This window comes from Flagellimonas olearia, assembly GCF_009184425.1.
GTDB classification, from domain to species: Bacteria; Bacteroidota; Bacteroidia; order Flavobacteriales; family Flavobacteriaceae; genus Flagellimonas; species Flagellimonas olearia.
This window is the reverse complement of record NZ_WELG01000002.1, coordinates 42,951-68,003: the sequence shown is the minus strand read 5'-3', so window position 1 is coordinate 68,003 and position 25,053 is coordinate 42,951. Positions and strand designations below refer to the sequence as shown.

Sequence of the window (25,053 nt, the reverse complement as noted above, 5' to 3'; positions counted from 1 at the left end):
CTAAATTCGGAGTTTTTGACCCTATGAAAGCAATCAATGATTTTCTGTCCTCTATACTACCATACACTGAATGGCCCATGCTTCTATTACTGATAGGAGGAGGGGTTTTCCTGATTTTTTACTCCAAATTTACGCCCTATCGCTATTTCGGGCATGCCATTGCTGTAGTTTCAGGAAAGTATGATGATAAGAATGCCAAAGGGGATGTGAGTTCATTTCAGGCATTGTCAGCAGCAGTAGCGGCCACTGTGGGCTTGGGGAATATATCCGGTGTGGCCATTGCCATCCATGATGGGGGGCCAGGGGTTGTTTTTTGGATTTGGATGACCGCACTTTTGGGCATGGGTATAAAATTCTATTCCGGTAGTTTGGCCATTATGTTCCGGGATACCGATGTCGATGGAAAATTACAGGGAGGCCCTATGTTCTATATTACCAAGGGAATGGGAAAATGGGCAAAGCCCATGGCCATTTTTTTCAGTATTTGCGGATTGTTCGGTTTTCTTGGCGTGTTTACCGCCAACCAGTTTACCGAAGCCTTTATGGGGGTGATCAAACCCCATGAAACCTTATTGGCTACCAGCGAGTTTAATTGGAAACTGGGTATTGGGTTTGTTTTGGCCATAGTTACCTCCATCGTTATCTTTGGTGGACTCTCCAAAATCGCCAAGGTAGCATCGGCCATTGTACCTTTTATGGTAGGGGTATACCTCTTGGCCGTGATTTTTGTGATGGCAAATAATGCTGGGGAAGTATTGCCGGCCCTTAAGATGATTTTTGTGGAGGCTTGGAATTTTGATACTATAGTCACGGGTGGATTCTGGGGCCTGGTGATAGTTGGGGTACGCCGTGCCATGTTCTCCAATGAGGCCGGTCTGGGTAGTGCACCCATGTACCACGGACAATCCCGTAACGATGAACCTACCAAGGAAGGATTGGTGGCCATGTTGGGCCCATTTATAGATACCATAATGGTTTGTACCTTTACCGCCGTGGTCATTATTTTGAGTGGGGCGTACCTGGAGGATGGCAGCGGAATTACCATGACCATGACCGCTTTTGAAACAACACTTTATGGGGTTGGGGACATTTTGTTAATGGTGATAGTAACGGCATTTGCCCTTTCCACACTGTTTACCTATTCCTATTACGGGGTAAAATGCCTTTCATTCCTTACCAATCCCAAAATAGGGAAGTGGTACAATGTATTTTTTATTGTGATGGTGGTTTTTGCCACGATTGCATCGTTGGATTTAGTGAAAAATCTCATAGATTTATCCTATGCCCTAATGGTCATTCCCAACATGATTGCCGTACTGTATTTATCACCCAAAGTAAATGAGTCGGCCAAAAACTATTTTAAAAAATTGAAGCAAGGTGGCGCATAGATCAGGTTTTGTAAATATCATTGGAAATCCCAACGTAGGGAAATCTACCCTAATGAACGCCTTTGTAGGGGAGAAACTTTCCATCATCACCTCCAAGGCCCAGACGACCCGTCATCGGATTTTGGGTATTGTCAACGGGGACGATTTTCAGGTAATCCTTTCCGATACCCCGGGAATTATCAAACCTGCCTATGAACTCCAATCTTCCATGATGGATTTTGTGAAATCGGCTTTTGAGGATGCCGATGTTTTGCTCTATATGGTGGAAATCGGTGAAAAAGCGCTCAAGGATGAAGCTTTTTTCAAGAAAATACAGAACAGTAAGATTCCGGTGTTGCTATTGCTCAACAAGATAGATACGTCAGACCAAGCAGCTTTGGAGGAACAGATGCAACATTGGCAGACCGTGCTTCCCAATGCGGAGATCCATCCCATATCAGCCTTGGAGAACTTCAATGTAAAGGAAGTCTTTGAACGTATTTTGGAATTGCTGCCCGAAGCCCCTCCTTACTACCCCAAAGACCAATTGACCGACAAACCCGAACGTTTTTTTGTCAATGAGACCATCAGGGAAAAAATATTACTGCACTATAAAAAAGAGATTCCCTATTCAGTAGAAGTGGAGACCGAGGAGTTTTTGGAAGACGAGGATATCATCCGAATCCGTTCCGTGATCATGGTGGAGCGCGATACCCAAAAAGGGATTATCATCGGGCACAAGGGAAGTGCCCTAAAAAGAGTGGGTGTGGAAGCTCGTAAAGACTTGGAAAAATTCTTTGCAAAGCAAGTACATATCGAACTCTATGTGAAGGTCAATAAAAATTGGCGCAGCAACAGCCAACAACTTAAGCGCTTTGGGTACAACAACTAGACCGATTCTCGGGGGAAGCCTGAGACCATTTTCCTGAAAAAATCCTTGAGTTGCTCCATTTGGGGTTTTCCCTTGGATTTTCCCATACGGCCAAAAGCATATAGCCCGAACCAAATCAATACCAAGAAGAACATACCCACCAGCCAAAGGGTCACATCTTTTCCCAACGAATGGTTGGAATAGGCAAATACACCCAAGATCACAAAGAGGGTGCCCACACCAAAATGGAGGAACATAAAAAACGTCCAAAGTGTAGGGTTGGGGCCAAATACCCCATGGATTTGGCTCTCTCCTTCCTCAAAGGAAATGAGTTCCAGATGGAGCTGTGGGGACCAAAAGGTGATTTCAGAGGGTTGGAACCGGATGTAGATGTGCTCGTCCAAACGTTTTACCACAAATTGTCCGTCCCCAACCGAATCAAAAACCTGCTTTATGTGGTCCAAATCGGTTTTCAAGGCCAACTGAAATCGGGGCCTAAGGACAATCTCATTGGTGAAATCACTCATAACATATTGAAATAGATAAAAGAAGGTATCATTTTTTCTTCATAATAAATGGTACTTTTGCCAAAATTTAATGCTGATGGGAGCTATAGTAGCCATCGTAGGGCGACCCAATGTAGGGAAATCCACTTTTTTCAACCGATTGATACAACGCCGTGAGGCCATAGTGGATGCCGTGAGCGGGGTAACCCGCGACCGTCATTACGGGAAGAGCGACTGGAACGGTCGTGAATTTTCCTTGATCGATACGGGAGGATATGTGTTGGGGAGCGATGATGTTTTTGAAAAGGAAATCGACCGGCAGGTGGAACTCGCCATAGGCGAGGCCGATGCAATAATTTTCATGGTCGATGTGGAATCTGGGATTACCGGAATGGATGAGGATGTGGCCAAATTGCTCCGTAAGGTTGATAAGCCTGTTTTCTTGGCTGTGAACAAGGTGGATAATGCACAACGAATGGCAGACGCCGTGGAATTCTATGCCTTGGGATTAGGGGAGTACTACACCCTTTCCAGTATCAATGGAAGTGGAACTGGGGAGTTGTTGGATGCCTTGGTGGAAGTATTGCCCGATGTGAAGGAAGAAGAGAGTGAATTGCCCCGTTTTGCCGTTGTGGGACGACCCAATGCAGGAAAATCGTCCTTTATAAACGCCCTGATCGGGGAAGACCGTTACATTGTTACCGATATTGCAGGGACCACTCGGGACAGTATTGATACCAAATACAACCAATTTGGGTTTGAATTCAATTTGGTGGATACTGCCGGAATCCGAAGAAAATCCAAGGTCAAGGAAGATTTGGAGTTTTACTCGGTAATGCGCTCCGTAAGGGCTATTGAGCATTGTGATGTCTGTATTTTGATGTTGGATGCCACTCGCGGCTTCGATGGGCAGGTGGAAAACATTTTCTGGTTGGCCCAACGGAACAACAAGGGAATCGTGATATTGGTGAATAAATGGGATTTGGTGGAAAAGGAGACCAATTCCGTGAAAGAATATACCGCTAAAATTAAACAGGCCATCGCACCTTTTGAGGATGTGCCCATTCTCTTTATTTCGGTAATGACCAAGCAACGGATCTACAAAGCCATCGAAACGGCAGTGGATGTTTTCAAAAATCGTTCAAAGAAAATCGTGACCCGAAAATTGAACGATATAATGCTCCCTATCATTGAGCATACACCTCCTCCGGCCTACAAGGGCAAATATGTAAAGATCAAGTTCTGTACCCAATTGCCTACACCCTATCCGCAATTTGCTTTTTTCTGTAACCTACCGCAATATGTGCGCGATCCATACAAGCGATTTTTGGAGAACAAGCTTAGGGAGAATTTTGATTTCACCGGAGTGCCCATTACCATTTTTATGCGGAAGAAGTAGGCTTAGTTTTCTGAGGCCAACCGGACCTGGATGGATTGTTCTAGGCGATTGCCCAAATGGTCCGTGGCGGAAAGCACATAATCCCCTGGTTTGATGTCCAGAATCAGTTCGTGGAAATTTTCGGTCTTGCCCAAATAGGTTTCGTCCAGATACCAGTAGACAATGGCATTGGACTGCTGATGCGCCAATTTTAGGACGATATCAGAAGTTGTATTGCCCAAATCCTTGGGGAGCAAAATGGTCTCGTTCCGCTTCGGGTAAAGAAAATCCATAGGTTGGCTTTCCACGGAAGAACATCCGTCCAGATACGGAGGTAGCGGTGCGTAATTGGGGTGCGATGTGGTATAATAGTACTCCAGTACGGGGGGGAGCACAAACCAGGTTTGGGCTACCATGTCTTCCAAAGGGTAGCAGTCGGAATGCACCCGAAATTGTTCCGAGGCATCCAGAAATACCTGCTGATGATAGGGGCAGGGACCACTTCGTGTACCGTGGGTGGGCACATACTCCTTTTGGGTTTCGCTACAGTAGACCGAAGCACGGTAACCACTTTGGGTGCATACCTCCAACTCGATCAGGTCATCAAAAGGTTCTTGAAACCAATTGCTGTAGGGCAGGGCGTCCAGTACATCAAAAAGAATAGGGGCTGCTGCGTTGATTCCTGTTAGGCCAGGTCTGCCTTCCCCATCGGCATTGCCCACCCAGACCCCAATGGTGTATTTGGGAGTGGTGCCCACGGCCCAGGCATCCTTAAACCCAAAACTAGTTCCCGTTTTCCAAGCAATGGGCTGGGAGGAATCAAAAAATTGCCAGTTCTCACTCCCTTCCGGGCGATTCACCTCCATCATGGATTGAAAGGTGCTATAGATGGCTCCCGCACCAAAAATGGATGGGTCGAATTGTTGTTCCCCAAAATCCAGTTTATCCTCTAGAAGATAAGAAGGTTCCAGAAACTCGGTTGGGCGGTAGGTGCTCGAGTGGTCCACAAAATAATTCAAGGTGGAGGCCAAGGCAGCATACGTTTGGGTCACTTCCCATAAAGAGCTTTCGGCTCCCCCGAGAATCAAGGACAATCCATAATACGAAGAGGGGCGGTCCAGTGATTCCAAATTCATTTTTTTGAGCTTGTTGTAGAATTTTTGTAACCCATACTCCCTAAGCAATCGTACCGCAGGGACATTCAAAGAGCGGGAAAGTGCCCTGCTGGCCGGTACTGCACCCGCATGTTTTTTGTCAAAATTCTGGGGATGGTATCCGTTGATGACGGTGGGAACATCCTCGACCAAACTATGGGGCAACACAATACCTTCATCTAGCAAGGAAGCGAAAAGAAAGGGTTTTAGGGTACTTCCCGTACTTCTGTTCTTGGTAATGATATCCACATAATTGGCATGGTCTTTCCCCGAAGGGGAATTCCCCACATAGCCCAAAACCTTTCGGGTTTCCACATCCAGTACCAAAATGGCCAGATTATGGATTTCGTTACTTTTTAATTGCTGATAGTGTCTTTCGGCCAATAGGTTGAGTCGATTTTGTAGGGGGCGGTCAATGGACGTTGTAATGCGTTGTCCCGGGTGTCCATTTCTAATCCGTTCCGTAAGATGGGGCGTCACATCTGGGAGGGGCATGGGTTTTTGGGGCAAGGGCTCCTCCAAGGCCAATTCATAGGTGGTTTCGTCTATCACATCCTTTTCCCATAACTTTTGTAACAACCGGTTCCGCTTGCCCAAAAGCACCTGCTCATTTCTTCCGGGAAAGATCAAGGAGGGTGCATTGGGTAAAATCGCCAATGCCGCCGATTGTCCCCAACTCAATTCATGGGCGGGAAGGCCAAAGTAGCGCCATGCAGCCGTTTCCAATCCTACCACATTGCCGCCATAGGGGGTATGCGAAGCGTATAAATTCAGAATCTCCTCTTTGGAATATCCTAGTTCCAATCGGGTGGCCATAAAAATCTCAATACACTTCTCCCAATAGGTGCGACCCCTGTTTTTCCGACTTAGGCGAATTACCTGTTGGGTAATGGTGCTTCCACCCCTACGAGTTTTTTTGGTAAGGTTGTGTCCAATCGCCTTGACGATGGAAATGGGATTGAAGCCGGGATGTCTGTAAAAATATTCATCCTCAAATAATAGGATACACTCCTCGAAACGCTTGGGAACGGAGTCCAACTGGGGAAACCGCCATTGCCCATCATCGGCAATCCTAGCCCCGATCAGAATCCCATCGGAACTGTTGACGACCGTGGAGGTAGGGTCTTGGAACAGTTTTTTGGGCAGACAGAACAACCATAAAATCAAGACAGCGCCAAGGACACTTATCTTGATTTTATGCTTGGTAAGCGTTTTTCGTAGGGGCGATATGTTTTTTATCCACGCCACATCACTGAACCACTTTAATCCATTGTCCTTTGTTTCGGGCTTGGTAGTTATTGTCGTACATGGCTTCGGCTTGTGCTCCGGGCAGATAGTAATCGCCTAGGAATGAAGCATTCAGTTTTATCGTGAAGCTTTTTGATTTTTTCGGACCAAGGTCAAAATATAGATGGGTACGGTCGTCCCTTGTATCCACATAATCCGCTTTGGAAGCATTACCATTGTCACCACCCGCATAGGAAGTGTCCACGATTTCCCATCCGCTGGGCACAATATGGGTCAGGGCCACATTGTCCACATAATCATTGGAACTGTTGTAAATCGTGATTTTTGCCTGAAACTCGCTTCCTTGCCTAAGCTCGTTCATATTGATTGCGTTTCCAATGGCATCCAGATAGGCCACAGACAGATTCAGGTTTTGCTGTTGGGCCAATTCTTCACCAACAGGAAGTTTTCCGGTTTGCGTGAGGGTGACATAAATGGTATTGCCCTGTTTGTTGTTTATCTGCAATTCATTGTTGAAAGCAGTAATGGCAAGACCTCTTTGGGCAATGGCCCTATCGGTTTTTACGGCCGTTTCTTTCCCATTTTGGATAAAAGTCAAATCAATGGACTTGCCACCGTTCTTCAACACCATTTTAGATAGGGAGAGTAGGGCGTAGGCCGTTTCCTGGGTGCTATACCAACGTTGTGATGATAGGTTTTTGGTCAAGGAAATTGCCAGCTCCCGTTGTTGGGCATCCCCCAAAATGACCAAGGTTTCCAAGGCCATGGCCCGGTTTCGGAACACAGAACCATAGGTTCTGTAATTGTAATTGTTGGGAGTGAAGTCGATGTTCGCCTTTTGTGCAATCTCTTGTGCCACTTCTTTCTTGCCGGCCAAGGCGTAAGCCGCTGCCAAACGCCATTTGGCCTCATTGCTCAAGTTCTTGGATTCTCGTAGTCGGTTCATGGCTGCCAGTTCCGGTTGTTGAGCCAAGGCCAAGGTGTAGAGGCGGTAAGCCTGTGCAACATCAGTGTTGTATCCCGTAGCCTGATTGCTCCATTGGCGGGCCGTGTTCTTTTGGTATCGCAGCCAATTGCTCAAGAAGGTCAATGGCAGTTGATAGCCTTGTTGTTTGGCCTCCAACATAAAATGACCGGCATATGAGGTGCCCCAATCATCGGCATTGCCATAGCCTGCCCAGTAGCTGAGTCCGCCAGATGGGGTTTGAAAATCACCCAATCTGCGGATGGCTGCCTTCACATTTTTCTCGATGTCTTTTTTTCGTTCAAAAGTAACATCCAAGACATCGGCCAAAAATAATTGTGGGAATGCAGCGGATGTGGTCTGTTCCACACAACCGTGGGGGTAGCGCAGCAGATAATCCATTCGTTTTGAAAAATCCATGGGGGGGAGGGTAGAAAACTCCACAAAAGCTTCATTGGTTCCCGAAGTGCCGAAGGTTTCAAAGGATAGGGTCTGCGAACCATTGGCATCAATGGTATACAGTTCACTTTTTGTGGTGATCGGGTTGGGGTTTTCCACATCAATCTCGATTTCACTACTGGCGTTTTCCCCAGCGCCCGAAGCCGTAACCTTTATGGTTTGGTAGGAGGTCGTGGGGTTGACTTTAAAATCAAAATTCACGATCTGTTCCCCAACCGAGTTGAACGTAATACTTTTGGAGGTGCCTTCAATGGGCTCTAAGGCCTTGCCCGCATCAATGGAAACCGTTACATTTTTCACTTTGGGTTCCATGGCAAAGACTGTTACAGGGATGGTCACTTTTTCACCGGGTGACAATTTTCTGGGAATGGAGGTCAATACCATCAGAGGTTTGCGTACCGGAGTGGTTTTTTCGGCATTCCCATAAGCGCTGTTGCGATTTCCGGCCACCACCATGGTACGGACGGCACCCACATAATTGGGCATGTCAATGGTATGGGATGCCTTTTCCCCAGCTTTTAACGTGAAGGGCCCCAAATAGGTGACCACAGGTTTAAAGCGTTGTGCCTTGCGATTTTTGGCCCCAGCACCGATTCCACCCCCACCAATGGCGTAAATATTGTCCACACTGATGGAGTAGGCACCCATGACATCATCAAAAATATCAAAGGTCTTTACCCCCAATGCCTGTCTTGCGTAAAACGAGCTGTGGATGTCCGGAGTCTTGAAACGGGTCAGGTCCAATAGACCTTCATCTACAACAGCAAGGGAATAGGTCATGGGTTTTTTATTGGCTTCGGAAACGGATATTGTATAAGATTTCTCGGGTTGAAGCACCTCGGGCACGGAAAGTTGCGGTTCCAAAAAGGTGGCCGGGTTTTCAACCAAAAGGGGCACCACACCATACAGACGGATAGGCAGATCGTTCTTTACCTGTCCATGGGGCTGCAACAATGAGATATTAATATAGGCATTGGGCGCCATTTCGGCCGTGATGGGAATCGTGGCCTTGGTTTCTTGGGCCGAGGTCTCGATCCATTGTTGGGAAAGGACCTCGGTTCCATTTTCAATACTGATCAATGCGCGTCCACCCCTATCCGAAGGGAAGGTGACTACAGCTTCTTCTCCCAATTGATATTTTTCCTTATCAGCAGAGAAGACCAGGATTTTGGAACTTTCGGTATCCCCGGAAGCGGGTCTCTTCCCCCAATTGCGGTAGAAATAGGCGGTTCTTCCTGTGGCGTGGCCAGAGGCTTCATCAATCACCCGAATCAAGAAACGCCCGCCTTCCTCGTCGGGAACATTGATGTTGAAGTTGGCTTTTCCATCGGCACCCGTGGTTATTTCCATTTCCTTGAAGGGACGGTGTACCGTGGCATTTTCGTATCGTGAGAGATTGTCATAGCCCCGGTTCCACCACCAGCGCCATTCAATTTTGAATACTTGCACCTTTAATTTTCGGTTCCCCGACGGTTTTCCTTGATCATTGACCGACACTACATCAAAAGAGGTATTCTCATCGGTCAGGAAGGAGCCATATCGTTTGGCCTCTGGTGAGCGAAGTCCCACAAAATGTGAAAAGGGGGCCAGTTTTTTGGAAAAGACATCGATGGAGAAATCCCCACCGCCTTCAAACACTTTTGTGGTAAAAGTAGCCTGCAGCATGCCAGGAGCATTGCCATTGATGCTTATTTTTTCGTTGATGTCCAAAACCCCATTGGCATCCAATTTAGAGGTGATCCATTGTAGCTCGGTCTGGTTGAAACTCCGCACGGGATCTTGGAAAACATATCCCTTGAAGTTGGGGAATGCGCTACTGCTTTGTTCCAAGGAGGCATTGATATCGATTTTAAGGTTTCGGGCAGGTGCTCCGTGCAACCATTGAACGGTTGCTTTCCCTTTATTGTTGGTGTTGGCCTTAAGGACTTCATCGTCAAAGGTAAAGTCTACTTTGAGTCTGTTGGGCTTTACGGTGGCTACTTTTAAGCTCTTATTGAACTGTGCCCCTCCCACGATGATTTTGGCATTCCAGGTCCCAGTCGGTGAATTGGGTTGGGTGGGAATGGGGAAATAGTGGAATTTTTCTTCTTTTTTGGCATAGAGCCCTTCAGATATGGGAGCGGCTTCCGCTGTGAGCACATTGCGCTGCACCAATTTGCCGCGGGCATCACTGACCTCCAAGGTTACGGGATGATCTTTGGGCAAGGGATTGCCTTTGTCGTCCAAGACAAAGGTAAGGTGGATGACATCGCCAGGGCGGTGCACTCCTCTCTCGGTATAGATAAAGCCTTGGAGTCCCTTTTGAAGTTCCTCCCCAGAGACATCGAACTTGCTCAAGGAAAGGGCGTTGCCATCCGCTAGTTTGGCATAGGCAAAGTTGTTGTTCTTTTGGGCCACGGCAAAAGCAATGGATGTATCACTGTCAAAAACAGCGAAGCCAGAAGCATCCGTGGTTACTTCGCCCACCAATTGCTGTTGGAAATTGTACAGTTTGATAGGGGTTCCAGCTTCCGGTTTGGTAGTCAATAGATTGGTCACTGCAAAATGATGGGAGCGATTGTTCCCCTTTTTTACAATAAGTCCAAGATCACTGCCCAATAAATTGGTGGAGGCAATGCGGTCGTAATTGTAGTAGGCTTGGTGACATGGATTGTCGCGCTCTTCCCAGTTGTAGCTGTAATTTCTCCAGTAGTAGATTTCATTGTCCCAGTACCGTTCCTCCAACGATTCATCGCTGGAGCTTTGGGAGACGTATTCCTCGACTTCTTCAGGATTGTCCGTATTGCCACAATCATAGGTAGTGTGTTCTTTTTTGAAGCTGAACTCTACCCGGTACAAGGACCCCGGGTGAATCTTTATCAACTCGGAAAGATCTAACGCATGAGCCTTCCAATAGCTTGTGTTTTCACCACCTTTTTTCGCCAAAGGAATCACTTTGTAGGCCACCCTTCGACCCACAGGTCTTAAATCGGGGTCGTAATCTTGGGTGAGGTCATTGTTCTGCAGGTATTGCAGCATGTTGTTCTCATACACCTGGATGACCCTTACTTCAACGGCGGAAAGGTTTACGGTTTCAAAATAAATGGGAGTGGATGCGGCATTGGGCAGGATGGTTCCTTTGGAAATGAGCCGAACGGCAGGCTTTAATTGCTCAAATGAAACCAGTTCGGAAAATGTGTTTTTTAAGGTAAAGCCATACTCACTTTTAATGCCTTCAAATGCATTGACGCGGACTTCCCCCAAGATTCGGTTGGATGGATATACTTTTAGAAGGTTTCCATCGATTTCATAACGGAGACTTTCGGCATTTTCAATGGTGACCAGACCCTTTAGGTTTTGATTGGGTTTAAGGGGTTCCGAAAAGTTTAGGGTCAACACTGCATTGGGAGCCGAAGTGGTCTTGGCATCCACGATCACAAATTTGTTCAAGCCTGGAATCGGATAGGTCTCGGAGCCTTGGTTGTCCACACCCAATGCTTTTCCATTCCAATTGATAAGTAGCTCACTGTCTTCTGTTTTGCGTGAAATACTGTCGATTCGAAAACTGAAATATTGGGCATTTTCCGTGGTTTCGTCCCATGTGATCGGTACGTTGTTGCCATTTTGTTGTACAGAAAGTACTTGAATGGCTTTTGAGGCTTCCAAGATATCGGAAGCATCCAAGGTCCCTGTCAAATATTGCCAATCCTTGCTATAGGATTGCAGGGTGCCCAAATTGATCTTGAAGTTTGGGGCAATGGTCTTAAAGCTGAAGGTATATTTTTTAAAATCTCCCTCAATACCCTCAAAAAGCTTGTTGAGGGCCACTGTGACGGTGTATTCCGTGTCAGGTTTTAGGTATTCCGAAGGTTGGAAGGTAAGTTCCCGGCCATTTTCTATGATCAGTTTTCCATCGACTTTGGGAGAAATCTTGAAATAGTCATTGGGGAGTTCCTGGGTAAGCTCAAATTGATCTAGTTGTTGCGCCAAGGCAAGGGTGATGGGGGTGGAAATACTTTGGTTGCCGTGGGTATGGTAACTGATATACTCCTTGAACTTGAAGAGGTTGTCAGTTGCGGTTTCATCAGATTTTTTCTTACAGGAAACGGTTAAAACAAGTAGGGATACGAAAAGAAATTTACAAAAACGGGACATGCCAAACGGGAATTGATTAAACTAAGACTTTTGCCAGAACCAAGATAGTTAAAATTGGATACAAGGCTTTACTAGTTTACGGATGGCGTCTTAAGATTTACGAGGAGATCTTTTAACAAGGATGTCTCATTATGATATTTTTATGATTTGGGGATATTTGATACCAAATTTTCGTTAAACCGAATGGTTGGCTTTATATAAAATAATATTTTTCTGTAGGAATTATCTCAAAACCAGAAAATAGACAACCATTTGACCAAGTCGTTCATAGTATCTGCTCTCTTTTTTTTATCGTGTTTATCCGTTTCGGCGCAAGATTTTCTTGTTAAGGGGAAAATGGTGGATTCAACCAATGAAACTCCTTTGGAGGGGGCCACTATATATGCAGAGTCCGCCCAAGATAGTACCCTTATTTCATACACTATTACCAATGCCAATGGAAGCTTTGCTTTGGAGGGCAAAACTTCGGTCAAAAGGGTTAGAGTGAATTTTTCCTATAATGGTTTTGAGTCAAAGAGCATTGAAGTACAGCTTAAGCCCATGGTGGATCTTGGCACAATAAAAATGGAAGAACGCTTGCAAGAACTCCAAGGAGTTGATGTAATCGCCGAAAGAGTTCCCATAGCGATACGAAAGGATACTTTGGAGTTCAATGCCGATTCCTTTACTGTCCGACCCGATGCCACGGTGGAAGAATTATTGAAACAGCTTCCGGGTGTGGAGGTGGATAGCGAGGGCAAAATCACGGTAAACGGCAAAGAGGTCAATCAGGTTTTGGTGAACGATCAGGTGTTTTTCAGTAAAGATCCCAAGGTGGTTACCAAGAGCCTTTCCAAGGATGTGATCAGTAAAATCCAAATTACCAATACCAAGACCAAACAACAGCGGTTTATGGGTGAAGAAGGGGATGGGGAAACCAAGACCATCAACCTTACCTTGAAAGAGAACATGAACAAGGGGTACATGGGACGCCTGTCCGCAGGATATGGTACAGATGATCGATACCAGGCCAATGGCTTGGTGAACTACTTTAACGATACCCAAAGGGTAAGCCTGTTGGGAAGTTCCAATAATGTGAACAATCCGGGTTTTTCATTCGATGAGATCTATGATATGGTAGGAAGGGCAAGAGGGAATGGGATGAGATTTGGGCAGAATGGGTCCTTTGCCGTGGGAAACACCTCTTTTGGATTTGGCCAGGGAATTGCGACTTCCTCTACCGTTGGGGCCAGTTATGCCAATCAGGAGAAGGATCGCTACCGAACAGATGGCAACTATTTCTATTCCTATAGCGATTCCTACAACGATGAAAGAATATCAAGGGAGAACATATTGCCCACCGGTAATTTTTTCACCGATACCGAAACCAATTTTGTGGGAACCACCAATTCGAATCAAGCTACGGCCAATATGGAATTTGATATCGATAAGACTACCCGCGTTAGTCTGGAACCTTCCCTAAGTGTAAACCGGACCAACTCAACCGATACGGAAAATACCATATCCAGGAACGAAGCTGGGGATTTGATCAATAGCAATACCTCCCTTAGAACCAGTGATGGGATGCAGCGCAATTTTTCCAATAGGCTCGATGTCATGAAGAAGCTGGATACTTTGGGGAGATTTGTCCGGGTCTATTTCAATAATAACAACAGAATAAATGACACCGAGTCTGCATTGAACTCGGAACGTACTATTTATGGGGATGACCCTAGTGGGCAGATTCTGGACCAGCAGACCGTAATGGACAATGCGGAGGATTCCTATGAAATGGGAATGGTATATAGGCAGCCATTGAAAAAGGACCTTTTTCTGGATTTTGAATATCAGTACAGTGATAGTGACCAAAAAAACAGCCGGTCGGTCATGGATTTTAGTGAGGCAACCGGAGATTATGTCTTTAATCCCACCTTGAGTTCGGATTTTGACTTTAGCACCCAAAAACATGTCCCTGAAGTTGGGATTGTGTCCAATGGGCAAAAAATTAGATTCAACCTTAAGGCAAGATATGAGGGCATTGACCTTGAAAATGAGGACCGTATACAGTCCATTTCGTTTTCCAAGGATTATTCCAAGTTCTTGCTCAGTTCTTATTTCAACTACAATTTGGGGAACAACAAAAGAATCAGTGCCAACTATAATACCAATGTCAATGTGCCTTCCGTGAACCAATTACAGCCTGTGCCCAATGTGAACAATCCCTTGAACATTGTGGTTGGAAATCCGGATTTGGCGCCTCAGGTCACGCATAACATCTATCTCAACTTCAATGATTATAATTGGAAGGAGCGCACCGGAATATTTTTGTATTCCGGGATGAGTTTTGAAAAGGACAAGGTAGTTTCCAGTACGACCACCGATGCCAACTTTATACGGACCACAACCTATCAAAATATTGAGGGCAATTACCGTGGATGGGCGGGAATCAACTATTCAAAACAGATTAAAAAAGACAGTCTGTACACGCTGGGGATTACGTTCAACCCCAATGCCAACTTTAGAAAAGAGGTGGGTTTTACCAATGGCAATAAATTGGAGGCCAGTAATATAAACCTGAACCCGAGGATAGGTTTAAGGTTCAATTATATGGAAATGGTGGAGCTGGAGCCCAATTACACCTTGGGTATGAATGCTACTCGTTATAATTTGGACATGGTGGATGATATTGATTTTATAACACACAGCCTATCGGTTAAAATGACCACTTTCTGGCCCGAAAATGTGGTGTGGGGCAATGATGTGGTATACAGCTACAACGGAAACTTGGGAAGTGGTTTTGATAAAGATGCCCTCTTTTGGAACATGAGTTTGGGCGTACAAATGTTCAAGAAGACGGCAACCCTTAAAGTGTTGGCGTATGACCTGCTCAACCAGAATATCAATACACGAAGGACCACAGGGCAGGATTTTGTACAGGATTTTCAAGGAACGGCATTAAAACGCTATTTTATGGGAAGTCTCACCATCAAATTCAATTCCTTTGGTGAGGGAGGAGGTCCCCAAAGACGCGGAGGTCCTCGTTTTATGAGGCTTTAATGGATTTTTTACCATCCGCCGGAAGCACCGCCTCCGCCAAAGCCTCCGCCTCCGAAGCCGCCACCAAAACCGCCTCCACTGAATCCACCACCGCTTCCAAAGCCCCCGGAGGAACCAGAACTTCGGCCCATGTTGCTGAGGATGATCATGTCCCAAATGTCTAGACCGCTGCCACGGCGTCCGCCCCCTCTGCCATTGTTGTTGTTCTTTCTACTCCAAAGAATGATTAGGATAACAATGAAAATGATAAAAGGGAACAGGGCCTTGAAAGGAAACCCTGGGTTGTTTCCAAAGGTGCGGTCTTCCGTAAACTCCCCGTTCAGGACCTGAAAAATGGCATCGGCCCCTTTGTCCAGACCACTGTAATAGTCCCCTCGTTTAAATTCAGGGATGATGATGGATTCAATAATGCGTTTTGACATAAGGTCTGTCAAGGAACCTTCTACGCCATATCCGGTATTAATGGCGATTCTTCGGTCGTCCCGGGCCAAAAGTACCAACACGCCATTGTCCTTATCCGCTTGTCCAATGCCCCATTTTTGTCCCCATTGGGCGCCCAAATAGTTAATGTTCTCTCCTTCGGTGGAGCTAATAATGGCGATGACAATCTGTGTGGAAGTACTGTCCGAATATCGAATAAGCTTTTGCTCCAAAGCTTGGCTTTGGGGTGCGGAAAGCAGATTTACATAGTCGTATACGCTGGTCTGTTTTTGGGGTTTTTCGGGTATGGTGAATTGACCCCATGACAGGGTAAAACTTAAAAAAGCAAGTATAAGAAGGCTACCCTTTGGATATGGCATCGCTCAATTCGTTCGTGTCGTTATGGTCCCATGGAAAATGGGCCTCCAATTCCTTTCCAGCGGTCAATACACCCTCTACAATCCCCTGTTTAAAGTTTCCATTTTTAAAGTGGGATGCCATAGTGTCTTTGGTGCTGTCCCAAAACCCTTTTGGTACGGCGCGGTCAATGCCCTTATCGCCATAGATCACAAACTTTTTGTCATCCACGGCCACATAGATGAGTACGCCGTTGGCTTCCTTGGTATTATCCATTTTTAGGAAATGGAATAGCTGTTGGGCCCTGCTGAAATGATCTATTTTGGAAGTGGCTTCAATATGCACACGAACTTCACCAGAGGTGTTTTTCTCGGCTTCAACAATGGCATTGATAATCTCTTGCTCCTCCTCTGCTGTTAAAAATTCCTCTACATACGACATGTCTATTCAAAATCGAAGTTGACGTCCGGAGCATTTTCAGCTCCTGGATTGGAAGCGAACAAGGCCATTTCGTCAAAATTGGCCAAACTGGCAATAATATTGGTGGGAATCTGCTTGATCTTGATATTGTATTCCCCGGCCAGATCATTGAATCGGTTCCGCTCCACATTGATCCGGTTCTCCGTCCCCTCAAGCTGCGATTGTAATTCCAGAAAGTTTTGGTTGGCCTTGAGTTCCGGATAGCGCTCCACGGTCACCAAAAGTCGGGACAAAGCGGAGGAAAGACCCGTTTGGGCCTGCTGGAATTCGGCCAATTGTGCTGCAGTCAAATTATTGGCATCTATCGTGGTCGAAGTGGCCTTGGCCCTTGCCTCGATAACATCGGTAAGGGTCTCCCGCTCAAAATCGGCAGCACCCTGGACCGTCTTCACTAAATTTCCGATAAGATCACTTCTTCGTTGATACGAACTTTCCACATTGGCCCATTGCTTAGTGGCCTGACCTTTCATATCAACCAACATATTATTGGTACGGACATACCAACCTCCTATGATTACCCCCAATACAATTAGGATGATAATGGCGATGATACCTTTTTTCATGTTCTATGGTTTTGTGTTATAGTTGTTCTTTAATCTTAATAAGCTCGGCTTTGACCTTTTGCAACTTTTGGATGACCTCAAAGGTGGAAAGGGTCTTTTGCTTCTCTTCCTTTAAATGTGTTTTGGCACCATCCAGCGTAAAACCACGTTCCTTGACCAAATGATAGATCAATTGTAGGTTATGGATGTCCTGGGGGGTAAACTTGCGGTTGCCCTTGGCATTTTTTTTGGGTTGGAGTACATCAAACTCTTTTTCCCAAAAACGAATCAAGGAAGTGTTCACCCCAAAGGCCTTGGCCACTTCGCCAATGCCATAGTACCGTTTTTCGGGAAGGTCTACGTACATTAATCCAGGGATTGGTTCTCTTGATTGGCGAACTTGAGCATGTTTTCAAACTCTTCCGCCGTTAAACTTCCATAATAGAAGTTAATGGGGTTGATGCGCTCACCGTCCTTGAAGACCTCGTAGTGAAGGTGAGGGGCTTCGGAACGTCCTGTATTTCCCACAAAACCGATAAGATCGCCTCGCTTGACCTTTTGGCCTACGGTGGCATTATACTTGCTCATGTGTGCATACAAGGAAACGTAGCCATATCCATGATCAATTCGGATATGTTTTCCGTAACCGGAAGATCTGTTGTCCGCACGGGTTACCTTTCCATCTCCCGATGCATAGATTGGGGTTCCGCGTGGCGCGGTGAAATCCATTCCCCAGTGCATCTTACGGGCTTTGGTAAAAGGGTCGGAACGCCATCCATAACCGGAGGCCATTCGGGTTAGGTCTTTGTTGCTCACAGGCTGAATGGCAGGGATGGCCGCCAGTAATTTTTCTTTTTCCTCGGCCAGTTTGGCAATTTCATCCAAAGACTTGGACTGGATCACCATCTGTTTTTGGATGATGTCCAAACGTTTAGTAGCGTTGGTAATGATCTCGGAGTTGTTGAAACCTTCCAGGGATTTGTATCGGTTGATTCCCCCAAAACCGGCCCTGCGCTGTTCTTCAGGGATAGGGTTGGCCTCAAAATAAAGGCGGTAGATATTGTTGTCGCGATCTTCAATATTGGCCAATACCTGCTCCATTTGCTCCATCTTCTTGCCCAAAATCTCAAATTGAAGCTCGTAGTTCCGCACTTCGCGTTCCAATGAAAGCTCTTTGGGAGTGTTCACCCATCGGGTGTTCAACAGAATGATAAGGCCAAGAAAGCCGAACAAGGCAGAACCCAATAGAAATAGGAAGAGATTCCTATATTTCTTGGATTTCTTCGGTTCGATCTTTCTATAGGAAAGCGTATCCGGGTCGTAATAGTACTTAACTTTAGACATGAATGGATTTTATCCTATTTTTGCTCACTCTTTTTATCAAAACAAGCAAATATAAAAATTGTTTTGCTTAAAGTGTTAAATTTAAGAAAACCCTAGCAATCGCAATGACATCCCAAGAAGTTAGAAACCAATTTTTAAACTTTTTCAAAGAGAAAAACCACAAAATAGTGCCTTCCGCACCCATGGTGATGAAGAATGACCCCACGTTGATGTTCACCAATGCGGGTATGAACCAGTTTAAGGAGTTTTTCTTGGGAAACACCGTCCCAAAGTCAAAACGGGTTACGGATACCCAAAAGTGTCTTCGGGTAAGCGGTAAGCACAACGATTTGGAAGAAGTGGGCAAGGATACCTACCACCATACCATGTTCGAGATGTTGGGCAACTGGAGTTTTGGCGATTACTTCAAAAAAGAGGCCATCCAATGGGCTTGGGAATTGTTGACCGAGGTATACAAAATTGATAAGGACAGTCTGTATGTTTCCGTTTTTGAAGGCAGTAAGGACGCCGATCAATTGGAAATGGACAAGGAAGCCTATGGTCTGTGGAAGGCCATAGTGCCCGAGGACCGCATCATCATGGGGAACAAAAAGGACAATTTCTGGGAAATGGGAGATCAAGGTCCCTGTGGCCCCTGTTCCGAAATCCATGTGGACCTTCGTTCCAAAGAAGAAAAAGCAAAAGTTCCCGGCGCATCGCTGGTCAACCAAGATGACCCACTTGTGGTGGAAATCTGGAACTTGGTATTCATACAGTATAATCGAAAGGCCAATGGTGATTTGGAGGACCTCCCCGAAAAGCATATTGATACCGGAATGGGCTTTGAACGCCTGTGTATGGCATTGCAAGGAGTGAAATCCAATTACGATACCGATGTATTTACCCCCCTTATTCGTGAAATTGATACGATTACAGGTCAAAAATATGGGAAGAATGAAGAGACGGACATAGCCATTAGGGTAGTGGCAGACCATATCCGGGCAGTGGCCTTTGCCATTGCCGATGGGCAGTTGCCGAGCAATACAGGAGCTGGGTATGTTATACGAAGGATACTTCGTAGGGCCATCCGTTATGGCTTTACCTTCTTGGGGACCAAGCAACCTTTTATCTACCGGTTGGTGAACGTTTTGGTGGAAAGTATGGGAAAAGCCTTTCCCGAGCTTTCCAAACACCGCCAATTGATCGAGAATGTGATCAAGGAGGAGGAAAATTCCTTTTTGGGTACGTTGGAGCAAGGATTGGTATTGTTGGATTCGGTCATCAAGTCTTCAAAAAACAAAACCGTTTCTGGGGAAAAGGCTTTCGAATTGTATGACACCTTCGGATTTCCCATCGACCTTACTTCCTTGATTTTGGAGGAAAAAGGCTATCAATTGGATGTGGAAGGATTTGAAAAGGCCTTGAAAGCCCAAAAAGACCGCTCCCGTGCCGCATCCGAGGTTTCCAAGGATGATTGGACAGTACTGATGCAGGATTCCGAACAGGAATTTATTGGTTACGATAGCCTTGAGGCAACCGTAAAGTTGGTAAAATATAGAAAGGTGACCAGCAAAAAGGAAGGGGATCAATACCAACTCGTGTTCAATCTTACCCCGTTCTATGCCGAAGGAGGAGGGCAGGTAGGCGACAAAGGGTATCTGGAGGCTTCCAATGGAGACGTCACCTATATCGTCGACACCAAAAGAGAGAACAATGAAATTGTCCATTTTGCCGACGGTCTTCCCAAAGATGTTTCAGGAAGCTTTAAGGCCGTAGTGGATAAAAAACAGCGCTGGCGTACCGCAAGCAACCATACCGCAACGCATTTGTTGCACCAAGCCCTTCGTGAGGTTTTGGGTGACCATGTGGAACAGAAAGGATCTGCCGTCCACTCCAAATACCTTCGATTTGATTTCTCCCACTTCTCAAAGTTGACTACCAAGGAACTGCGTGATGTGGAAAACTTTGTGAATGCCCGTATTGAAGGCCAATTGCCCTTTGAGGAAAATAGGAATATACCCATCAAGGAGGCCATGGAGCAAGGTGCCATGGCACTTTTCGGTGAAAAATATGGCGATACCGTCCGTACGGTCCGTTTTGGACAATCCATAGAACTGTGTGGTGGGACCCACGTAAAGAATACTGGTGATATCTGGCATTTCAAAATTGTTTCTGAGGGGGCCGTTGCGGCAGGAATTCGTAGGATAGAGGCCATCACCTCCGATGCGGCCAAGGATTTCTACTTCCAGAACAATCGCATGCTTTATGAAATCAAAGATCTGTTGAGCAATGCCCAAGATCCCGTAAAGGCGGTTGCTGGGTTGCAGGAAGAAAATACAGCCCTTAAAAAGCAGGTGGAGCAGTTGTTGAAAGATAAGGCCAAAGGACTCAAAAACGAATTGATTTCCGAGTTGAAGGACATCAATGGTGTTCAGTTTTTGGCCAAAAAGGTGGACTTGGATGCGGCTGGTATCAAGGACCTTTCGTTTGAGATTGGAGGGCAAGTTTCGGATGTATTCCTATTGCTCGCTGCTGAAAATGACGGAAAAGCGTTGCTTTCGTGTTACATTTCCAAGGATTTGGCGTCCAACAAGGGACTGAATGCTGGGAGCATAGTCCGCGAACTGGGCAAGCACATCCAAGGAGGTGGGGGCGGACAACCGTTCTTCGCCACTGCCGGGGGTAAAAATCCCGAAGGCATTCCGGTCGCTTTGGCAAATGCCGAAGAGATGATCAGGACAACAACGTAAGCATGGGCTTCTTCAACATAAAAAACATCAATTGGAAATACATCTTCGGAGAGATTTTCCTATTGTTTGTGGGTATCAATCTGGCCATTTGGTTCAACAATTGGAATACTTCCAAAAGTATGGAAAAGGACAAGGTGGTGGCCTTGGAAAAGATTGAAGGGGAGATCAAGGCCAATTTGGATCAATTGGTAAAAGACCATGAGGTGAACCAAAAAATCCCTTCCTTTTTTTCTGATTTTGATGCCCTAGAGGCTGAAGATGGACGGTTTGTTGCCTCCCCTGAGACCATGGGGAAGCTTCGAGAAAAATATCCTGAGTATATCCGGGAAGTGGACTCTACCGAAGTCAGTGACGGCCAGTATGCCTATCGAATCGATTCCTACATCAATCTAGAGATCACCGATTTGAGCAGTATTGCATGGGAAATCTCTAAATCCACTGGGATATTCCATGAGTTTGGCTATGATTGCCTGTACGATCTGCAATCCCTGTACAATACCCAAGATTTGGTGAAAAACGAATTGAACAAGGCCACGGAAGCCTTGCGCAATACATCCATGAAGGATTTGGTGCGTACCCTGGGCATCTTGAAGCAACTGGAGGAACAGTTGGAAAAGCAATACCGGGACATGCTCCAAAATATCAAGGATTGCAGATAAAACCCTTTTCCATGAAGTTACAGACCATCGTTCCACTTCAAAAAGCAGAATACCCTATCGATTATTCGAGTAGAATACTGCTTTTAGGGTCTTGTTTTGTGGAAAATATGGGAAGCAAGTTGGATTACTTCAAATTTCAACAACTGCAAAACCCTTTTGGAATCCTATTTCACCCGTTTGCACTGGAGAATTTGGTGGAACGGGCCCTGTCAGGTAAAACCTATCATTTGGATGAGGTGTTTGAACAAAACGGGATTTGGCATTGCTTTGATGCCCATTCCGATTTGAATGCACTTTCATGCGAGGATTTGCTTAACCATCTCAATCAGGGTTTGAAAGAAACCAAATCGGAACTGGAAAATGCCACCCATGTGATCATCACATTAGGAACGGCTTGGGTGTATGAACATCAATTATTGGGCAAGACCGTGGCGAATTGTCATAAAGTGCCCCAAAAAGAGTTCGTGAAAAAATTGCTTTCAACGGAGGAGATACGGTCAAGTCTGGACCGTTTGGTGAATTGGGTACAACAAGCGAATCCAAAAGTAAACATCATTTTTACAGTGTCACCAGTTAGGCACCTGAAAGATGGTTTTGTGGAAAATCAACAGAGCAAGGCACACTTAATCACTTCGCTTCATTCAGTTTTGTTATCTCGAGCGCAGTCGAGAGGTATGTTCTACTTCCCTGCCTATGAAATCATGATGGACGAGCTGCGCGACTACCGTTTTTACGGAAAGGATTTGGTGCACCCCAATGAACTTGCGGTGGAGTACATTTGGGAAAAGTTCAAGTCTGTATGGATTTCCCCCGATTGTTATTCGGTCATGGAAGAGGTCGATAGCGTTCAAAAAGGATTGCAACACCGTCCTTTCAACCCCGATTCTGAAGCACACAAAAAATTCAAAACATCGCTCCGAACAAAAATTACGTATCTTCAAGAGAGGTATCCTTTCATGAAATTCGAATAAATGAAGAAAGTTTTGATTGGGGCCGTGATTGCACTGGCCTCCGTATTGATCTACAAATCCTGTGCTGATGAACGGGAACGGAAAACGGTATTGCAGGAGAATTCCATGCTCATCCAACAGGAACTGAAAAATGTCTCCAAACTCATTGTGACCGAAGGCCACTTTGTGGAAGTATACAACTATAAGGATTCCAGGGAATTGTTCGGTTCCTTGGTCACGGCGAATAAAAAAGCTTTGGTGGTGGTAAATGCCGAGGTGACCATTGGTTATGACCTATCCAAGATTGGGTATGAGATGGATGAGGCCAACAAGACCATTCGCATTACGGAGATTCCGCAGCCAGAAGTAAAAATCAATCCGGATTTTGAGTACTACGATGTCACGGCGGATTACTTCAATCCATTCAATGCGCAAGATTATAACGCCATCAAACGAAATGTGAATGTGTCCCTTTCCAAAAAGGTGGAAGCTTCCTCATTGAGGAAAAATGCCGAAAACCGACTGTTGAGCGAACTTTCCCGAATCTATGTGCTCACCAACTCACTGGGATGGACCTTGGTCTATGGCGATGAAAGTGTTGATTCTCCCGAAAAACTAATCGACCTTCAAAAAACTGTGGTCGATTAAGCGAATACCGTCATCAATCAAATGCCCCACTTTGGGATTGTTCCGTTTGATATCCTCCAAATGGGATAGGATTTCTTCCTGAAACCCAATATTGTTTCCTTTTTTGGCCAATTCGTACAGCTCAACGGGCAACAACCAATCATGGGGATGGTTTTCCTTGAGTTCCTGAAATACCTTGTTACGGGAGATGGTTGTGTTCTTTCCTTCCCTGAACTCCCGGATTTGTTGGTAATAGAGTTCCAGTTGTTGGCGTTCTGGACTTTTCTTGGGTTTGATGGTGGTTTCGGTAATCTCATGGGTAATGAGGTCAAAACTGCCCAAATCGGCCGGACCGTTAAAAGCGGAGACCACGTGCTGCCCCACGGCCATATGGTAAAGGCCCCATTGCGGAGCGAACAGCAACTTGCCATTATGGGTCACGGTACAGTTCTCAAAAGTTACCAAGAGAATTTTCCCCCTGAGGTTTCGGGTTCCGGTGATGATGGTTCCTTCAACTTTTACGCCCCCTTCAAACTCCAAAGAGACTTCTTCGCCTTCGTAGATTTTATACGCTTTTAAATCACGGGGTCCCATATCCTCAATGGCAATGTTGATGCCTTTCAGTTTGCCCACGGGCATGCCAAAACCGTCAGGATGTTGTGCCGTGCTGTGCCCCACCAGTTCCTTTTCGCGATAGGCCAGGGCCGTTGCCCCTTTGGTCTGGATGTATATGGGTTTGCCCTCATGCTCGAGGACATCATGGAACTGTCCCGAAACTTGTAGTCCGGTACTCAGTTCAATGGTGCCCAATGCTTGGGATTCAATCAATTTTTGAACCCCCGATAGTCCGCCCTTCCGCAAGGCCATGGTGTTGGCGAAATCCTCCAAAACCTGACTTAAAAAGGCAAAGTCGGGCGTGACGAACAATTGGGGCTGTGGTTTGGTGATATCGAACTCGGTATACGCTGCCTCATTGGAATAGGGTATTTTTTTTACTTGGTTGGTCATACACCATGCGCTTTCGCCAATGGAGGAAAGCAATCCCGCCCCATAAATTTTAGGCGTATCCACCGTGCCAATAAGGCCGTATTCCACCGTCCACCAGTGCAGATTCCTGATCAGGGCCATTTCACTGGGTTTGCCCATGTTTTTTTGAAGGTGTTCTATGTGTTTTTCCGCTTCCTCGATTTCCTTTTCCGGGGTGCCATGGGCCTCCTTGATGATGCTCAGGTGTCGAACGGCATTGTACAGTTCATAATCCTTGGCACTGGAAATGGCCTTGCAGCCTATTTCCCCAAAACGGCGGAGGTACTCTGCGTATTCGGGATTGGCAATGATAGGAGCGTGCCCCGCACCCTCATGGATGATGTCCGGCGCCGGGGTGTATTCAATATTTTCCAATTGTCGGATATCCGAAGCAATGACCAGCACATTGTATGCTTGGAATTCCATAAAGGCCGATGGGGGAATAAACCCATCCACGGCCACGGCGGCCCAACCGATTTCCTTGAGGATTCGGTTCATGCCGTACATATTGGGAATGTGGTCTATGGAAATCCCGGTTTTTTTCAATCCATCCACATACGAACTATGGGCCACGCGGCTTAAATAGTCCACGTTTTTGCGCATCACATAACGCCAAACCGCTTGGTCAATAGCGGTATAGTCCCCATAATTTTGCGGTTTTATGAACTGCTTGAGGTGTTTGGGCAATTTGTCCAGTATAGGATTGGATTCGTAACTCATACGTGCAATTTTGTACTGCCTAAAGATACGAAATCGTTATCGCAAACCAGAAAATTTGGAAGAAGGACCATAAAAAAGCCGC

At 45.9% G+C, this 25,053-nt stretch carries 17 protein-coding genes; 8 read left to right on the top strand and 9 right to left on the bottom strand.

All coding sequences use genetic code 11. The features are described from left to right. The first annotated feature begins 23 nt into the window (after positions 1-23). Entirely contained in the window at positions 24-1,388 is a 1,365-nt protein-coding gene (locus F8C76_RS09680; RefSeq protein ID WP_152131561.1) for an alanine/glycine:cation symporter family protein, read from the top strand. Next, positions 1,378-2,259: a GTPase Era gene (gene era, locus F8C76_RS09675; RefSeq protein WP_116216179.1), complete on the top strand. Its 882-nt coding sequence runs from the start codon at positions 1,378-1,380 to the stop codon at positions 2,257-2,259. Before F8C76_RS09680 ends, era begins: the two co-directional genes overlap by 11 nt. Here the strand turns inward: era and F8C76_RS09670 are convergent. Further along, positions 2,256-2,765 (bottom strand): GTP-binding protein, encoded by a 510-nt coding sequence (locus F8C76_RS09670; protein WP_116216178.1) that lies wholly within the window; start codon positions 2,763-2,765, stop codon positions 2,256-2,258. The two genes, era and F8C76_RS09670, sit on opposite strands and share 4 nt — an antisense overlap. 76 nt (positions 2,766-2,841) lie before the next feature. Here F8C76_RS09670 and der point away from each other — a divergent pair, with 76 nt between their 5' ends. Next, the gene (der, locus tag F8C76_RS09665; protein ID WP_152131560.1) at positions 2,842-4,143 is read left to right on the top strand and encodes a ribosome biogenesis GTPase Der; all 1,302 of its coding nucleotides are present in this window, start codon (positions 2,842-2,844) and stop codon (positions 4,141-4,143) included. 2 nt (positions 4,144-4,145) lie between these two features. On the opposite strand, the gene pbpC is transcribed toward der, so the two are convergent. Together pbpC and F8C76_RS09655 are read right to left on the bottom strand one after the other, a co-directional pair. Further along, positions 4,146-6,524, bottom strand: a complete 2,379-nt coding sequence (gene pbpC, locus F8C76_RS09660) for a penicillin-binding protein 1C (protein ID WP_249042391.1) — start codon at positions 6,522-6,524, stop codon at positions 4,146-4,148. A gap of 1 nt (position 6,525) precedes the next feature. Beyond that, the gene (locus F8C76_RS09655; RefSeq protein ID WP_152131559.1) at positions 6,526-12,081 is read right to left on the bottom strand and encodes an alpha-2-macroglobulin family protein; all 5,556 of its coding nucleotides are present in this window, start codon (positions 12,079-12,081) and stop codon (positions 6,526-6,528) included. A gap of 336 nt (positions 12,082-12,417) precedes the next feature. Between F8C76_RS09655 and F8C76_RS09650 the strand changes: the two genes are divergently transcribed. Then, the gene (locus F8C76_RS09650; RefSeq protein ID WP_152131558.1) at positions 12,418-15,117 is read left to right on the top strand and encodes an outer membrane beta-barrel protein; all 2,700 of its coding nucleotides are present in this window, start codon (positions 12,418-12,420) and stop codon (positions 15,115-15,117) included. A gap of 8 nt (positions 15,118-15,125) precedes the next feature. Here the strand turns inward: F8C76_RS09650 and F8C76_RS09645 are convergent, their stop codons facing one another. The 5 genes from F8C76_RS09645 to F8C76_RS09625 are packed head-to-tail and all read right to left on the bottom strand — an operon-like array spanning position 15,126 to position 18,260. Further along, positions 15,126-15,917, bottom strand: a complete 792-nt coding sequence (locus tag F8C76_RS09645; protein WP_152131557.1) for a TPM domain-containing protein — start codon at positions 15,915-15,917, stop codon at positions 15,126-15,128. Then, the gene (locus tag F8C76_RS09640) at positions 15,898-16,335 is read right to left on the bottom strand and encodes a TPM domain-containing protein (protein ID WP_152131556.1); all 438 of its coding nucleotides are present in this window, start codon (positions 16,333-16,335) and stop codon (positions 15,898-15,900) included. The genes F8C76_RS09645 and F8C76_RS09640 overlap by 20 nt, the downstream gene beginning before the upstream one ends. Positions 16,336-16,337: 2 nt before the next feature. Then, entirely contained in the window at positions 16,338-16,937 is a 600-nt protein-coding gene (locus F8C76_RS09635) for a LemA family protein (protein ID WP_152131555.1), read from the bottom strand. A 16-nt stretch (positions 16,938-16,953) separates the two neighbouring features. Next, positions 16,954-17,283, bottom strand: a complete 330-nt coding sequence (locus F8C76_RS09630) for a MerR family transcriptional regulator (protein ID WP_152131554.1) — start codon at positions 17,281-17,283, stop codon at positions 16,954-16,956. Further along, complete coding sequence (locus F8C76_RS09625; protein ID WP_152131553.1) at positions 17,283-18,260, bottom strand: M23 family metallopeptidase; 978 nt, start codon at positions 18,258-18,260, stop codon at positions 17,283-17,285. The genes F8C76_RS09630 and F8C76_RS09625 overlap by 1 nt, the downstream gene beginning before the upstream one ends. 104 nt (positions 18,261-18,364) lie before the next feature. On the opposite strand from F8C76_RS09625, the gene alaS reads away from it, so the two are divergent. Genes alaS through F8C76_RS09605 form a run of 4 tightly spaced genes read left to right on the top strand, consistent with a single transcriptional unit; the run spans position 18,365 to position 23,246 of the window. Beyond that, positions 18,365-20,989 (top strand): alanine--tRNA ligase, encoded by a 2,625-nt coding sequence (gene alaS, locus F8C76_RS09620; RefSeq protein WP_152131552.1) that lies wholly within the window; start codon positions 18,365-18,367, stop codon positions 20,987-20,989. Positions 20,990-20,991: 2 nt separating this feature from the next. Then, positions 20,992-21,648 (top strand): hypothetical protein, encoded by a 657-nt coding sequence (locus F8C76_RS09615; protein WP_152131551.1) that lies wholly within the window; start codon positions 20,992-20,994, stop codon positions 21,646-21,648. Positions 21,649-21,659: 11 nt separating this feature from the next. After that, the gene (locus tag F8C76_RS09610; RefSeq protein ID WP_152131550.1) at positions 21,660-22,619 is read left to right on the top strand and encodes a GSCFA domain-containing protein; all 960 of its coding nucleotides are present in this window, start codon (positions 21,660-21,662) and stop codon (positions 22,617-22,619) included. After that, the gene (locus F8C76_RS09605) at positions 22,620-23,246 is read left to right on the top strand and encodes a DUF4230 domain-containing protein (protein ID WP_152131549.1); all 627 of its coding nucleotides are present in this window, start codon (positions 22,620-22,622) and stop codon (positions 23,244-23,246) included. Here F8C76_RS09605 and F8C76_RS09600 read toward each other — a convergent pair. Next, the gene (locus F8C76_RS09600) at positions 23,214-24,971 is read right to left on the bottom strand and encodes an aromatic amino acid hydroxylase (protein WP_152131548.1); all 1,758 of its coding nucleotides are present in this window, start codon (positions 24,969-24,971) and stop codon (positions 23,214-23,216) included. The genes F8C76_RS09605 and F8C76_RS09600 overlap by 33 nt on opposite strands. Positions 24,972-25,053 lie beyond the last annotated feature (82 nt).

Coding starts and splice junctions, on each gene's coding strand:
- F8C76_RS09680 (WP_152131561.1), top strand. CDS start 24: ATGAAAGCAATCAATGATTTTCTGTCCTCTATACTACCATACACTGAA.
- F8C76_RS09650 (WP_152131558.1), top strand. CDS start 12,418: ATGGTGGATTCAACCAATGAAACTCCTTTGGAGGGGGCCACTATATAT.
- der (WP_152131560.1), top strand. CDS start 2,842: ATGGGAGCTATAGTAGCCATCGTAGGGCGACCCAATGTAGGGAAATCC.
- F8C76_RS09625 (WP_152131553.1), bottom strand. CDS start 18,260: ATGTCTAAAGTTAAGTACTATTACGACCCGGATACGCTTTCCTATAGA.
- F8C76_RS09645 (WP_152131557.1), bottom strand. CDS start 15,917: ATGCCATATCCAAAGGGTAGCCTTCTTATACTTGCTTTTTTAAGTTTT.
- F8C76_RS09655 (WP_152131559.1), bottom strand. CDS start 12,081: ATGTCCCGTTTTTGTAAATTTCTTTTCGTATCCCTACTTGTTTTAACC.
- F8C76_RS09630 (WP_152131554.1), bottom strand. CDS start 17,283: ATGTACGTAGACCTTCCCGAAAAACGGTACTATGGCATTGGCGAAGTG.
- F8C76_RS09610 (WP_152131550.1), top strand. CDS start 21,660: ATGAAGTTACAGACCATCGTTCCACTTCAAAAAGCAGAATACCCTATC.
- alaS (WP_152131552.1), top strand. CDS start 18,365: ATGACATCCCAAGAAGTTAGAAACCAATTTTTAAACTTTTTCAAAGAG.
- F8C76_RS09635 (WP_152131555.1), bottom strand. CDS start 16,937: ATGAAAAAAGGTATCATCGCCATTATCATCCTAATTGTATTGGGGGTA.
- F8C76_RS09600 (WP_152131548.1), bottom strand. CDS start 24,971: ATGAGTTACGAATCCAATCCTATACTGGACAAATTGCCCAAACACCTC.
- F8C76_RS09615 (WP_152131551.1), top strand. CDS start 20,992: ATGGGCTTCTTCAACATAAAAAACATCAATTGGAAATACATCTTCGGA.
- F8C76_RS09640 (WP_152131556.1), bottom strand. CDS start 16,335: ATGTCGTATGTAGAGGAATTTTTAACAGCAGAGGAGGAGCAAGAGATT.
- F8C76_RS09670 (WP_116216178.1), bottom strand. CDS start 2,765: ATGAGTGATTTCACCAATGAGATTGTCCTTAGGCCCCGATTTCAGTTG.
- F8C76_RS09605 (WP_152131549.1), top strand. CDS start 22,620: ATGAAGAAAGTTTTGATTGGGGCCGTGATTGCACTGGCCTCCGTATTG.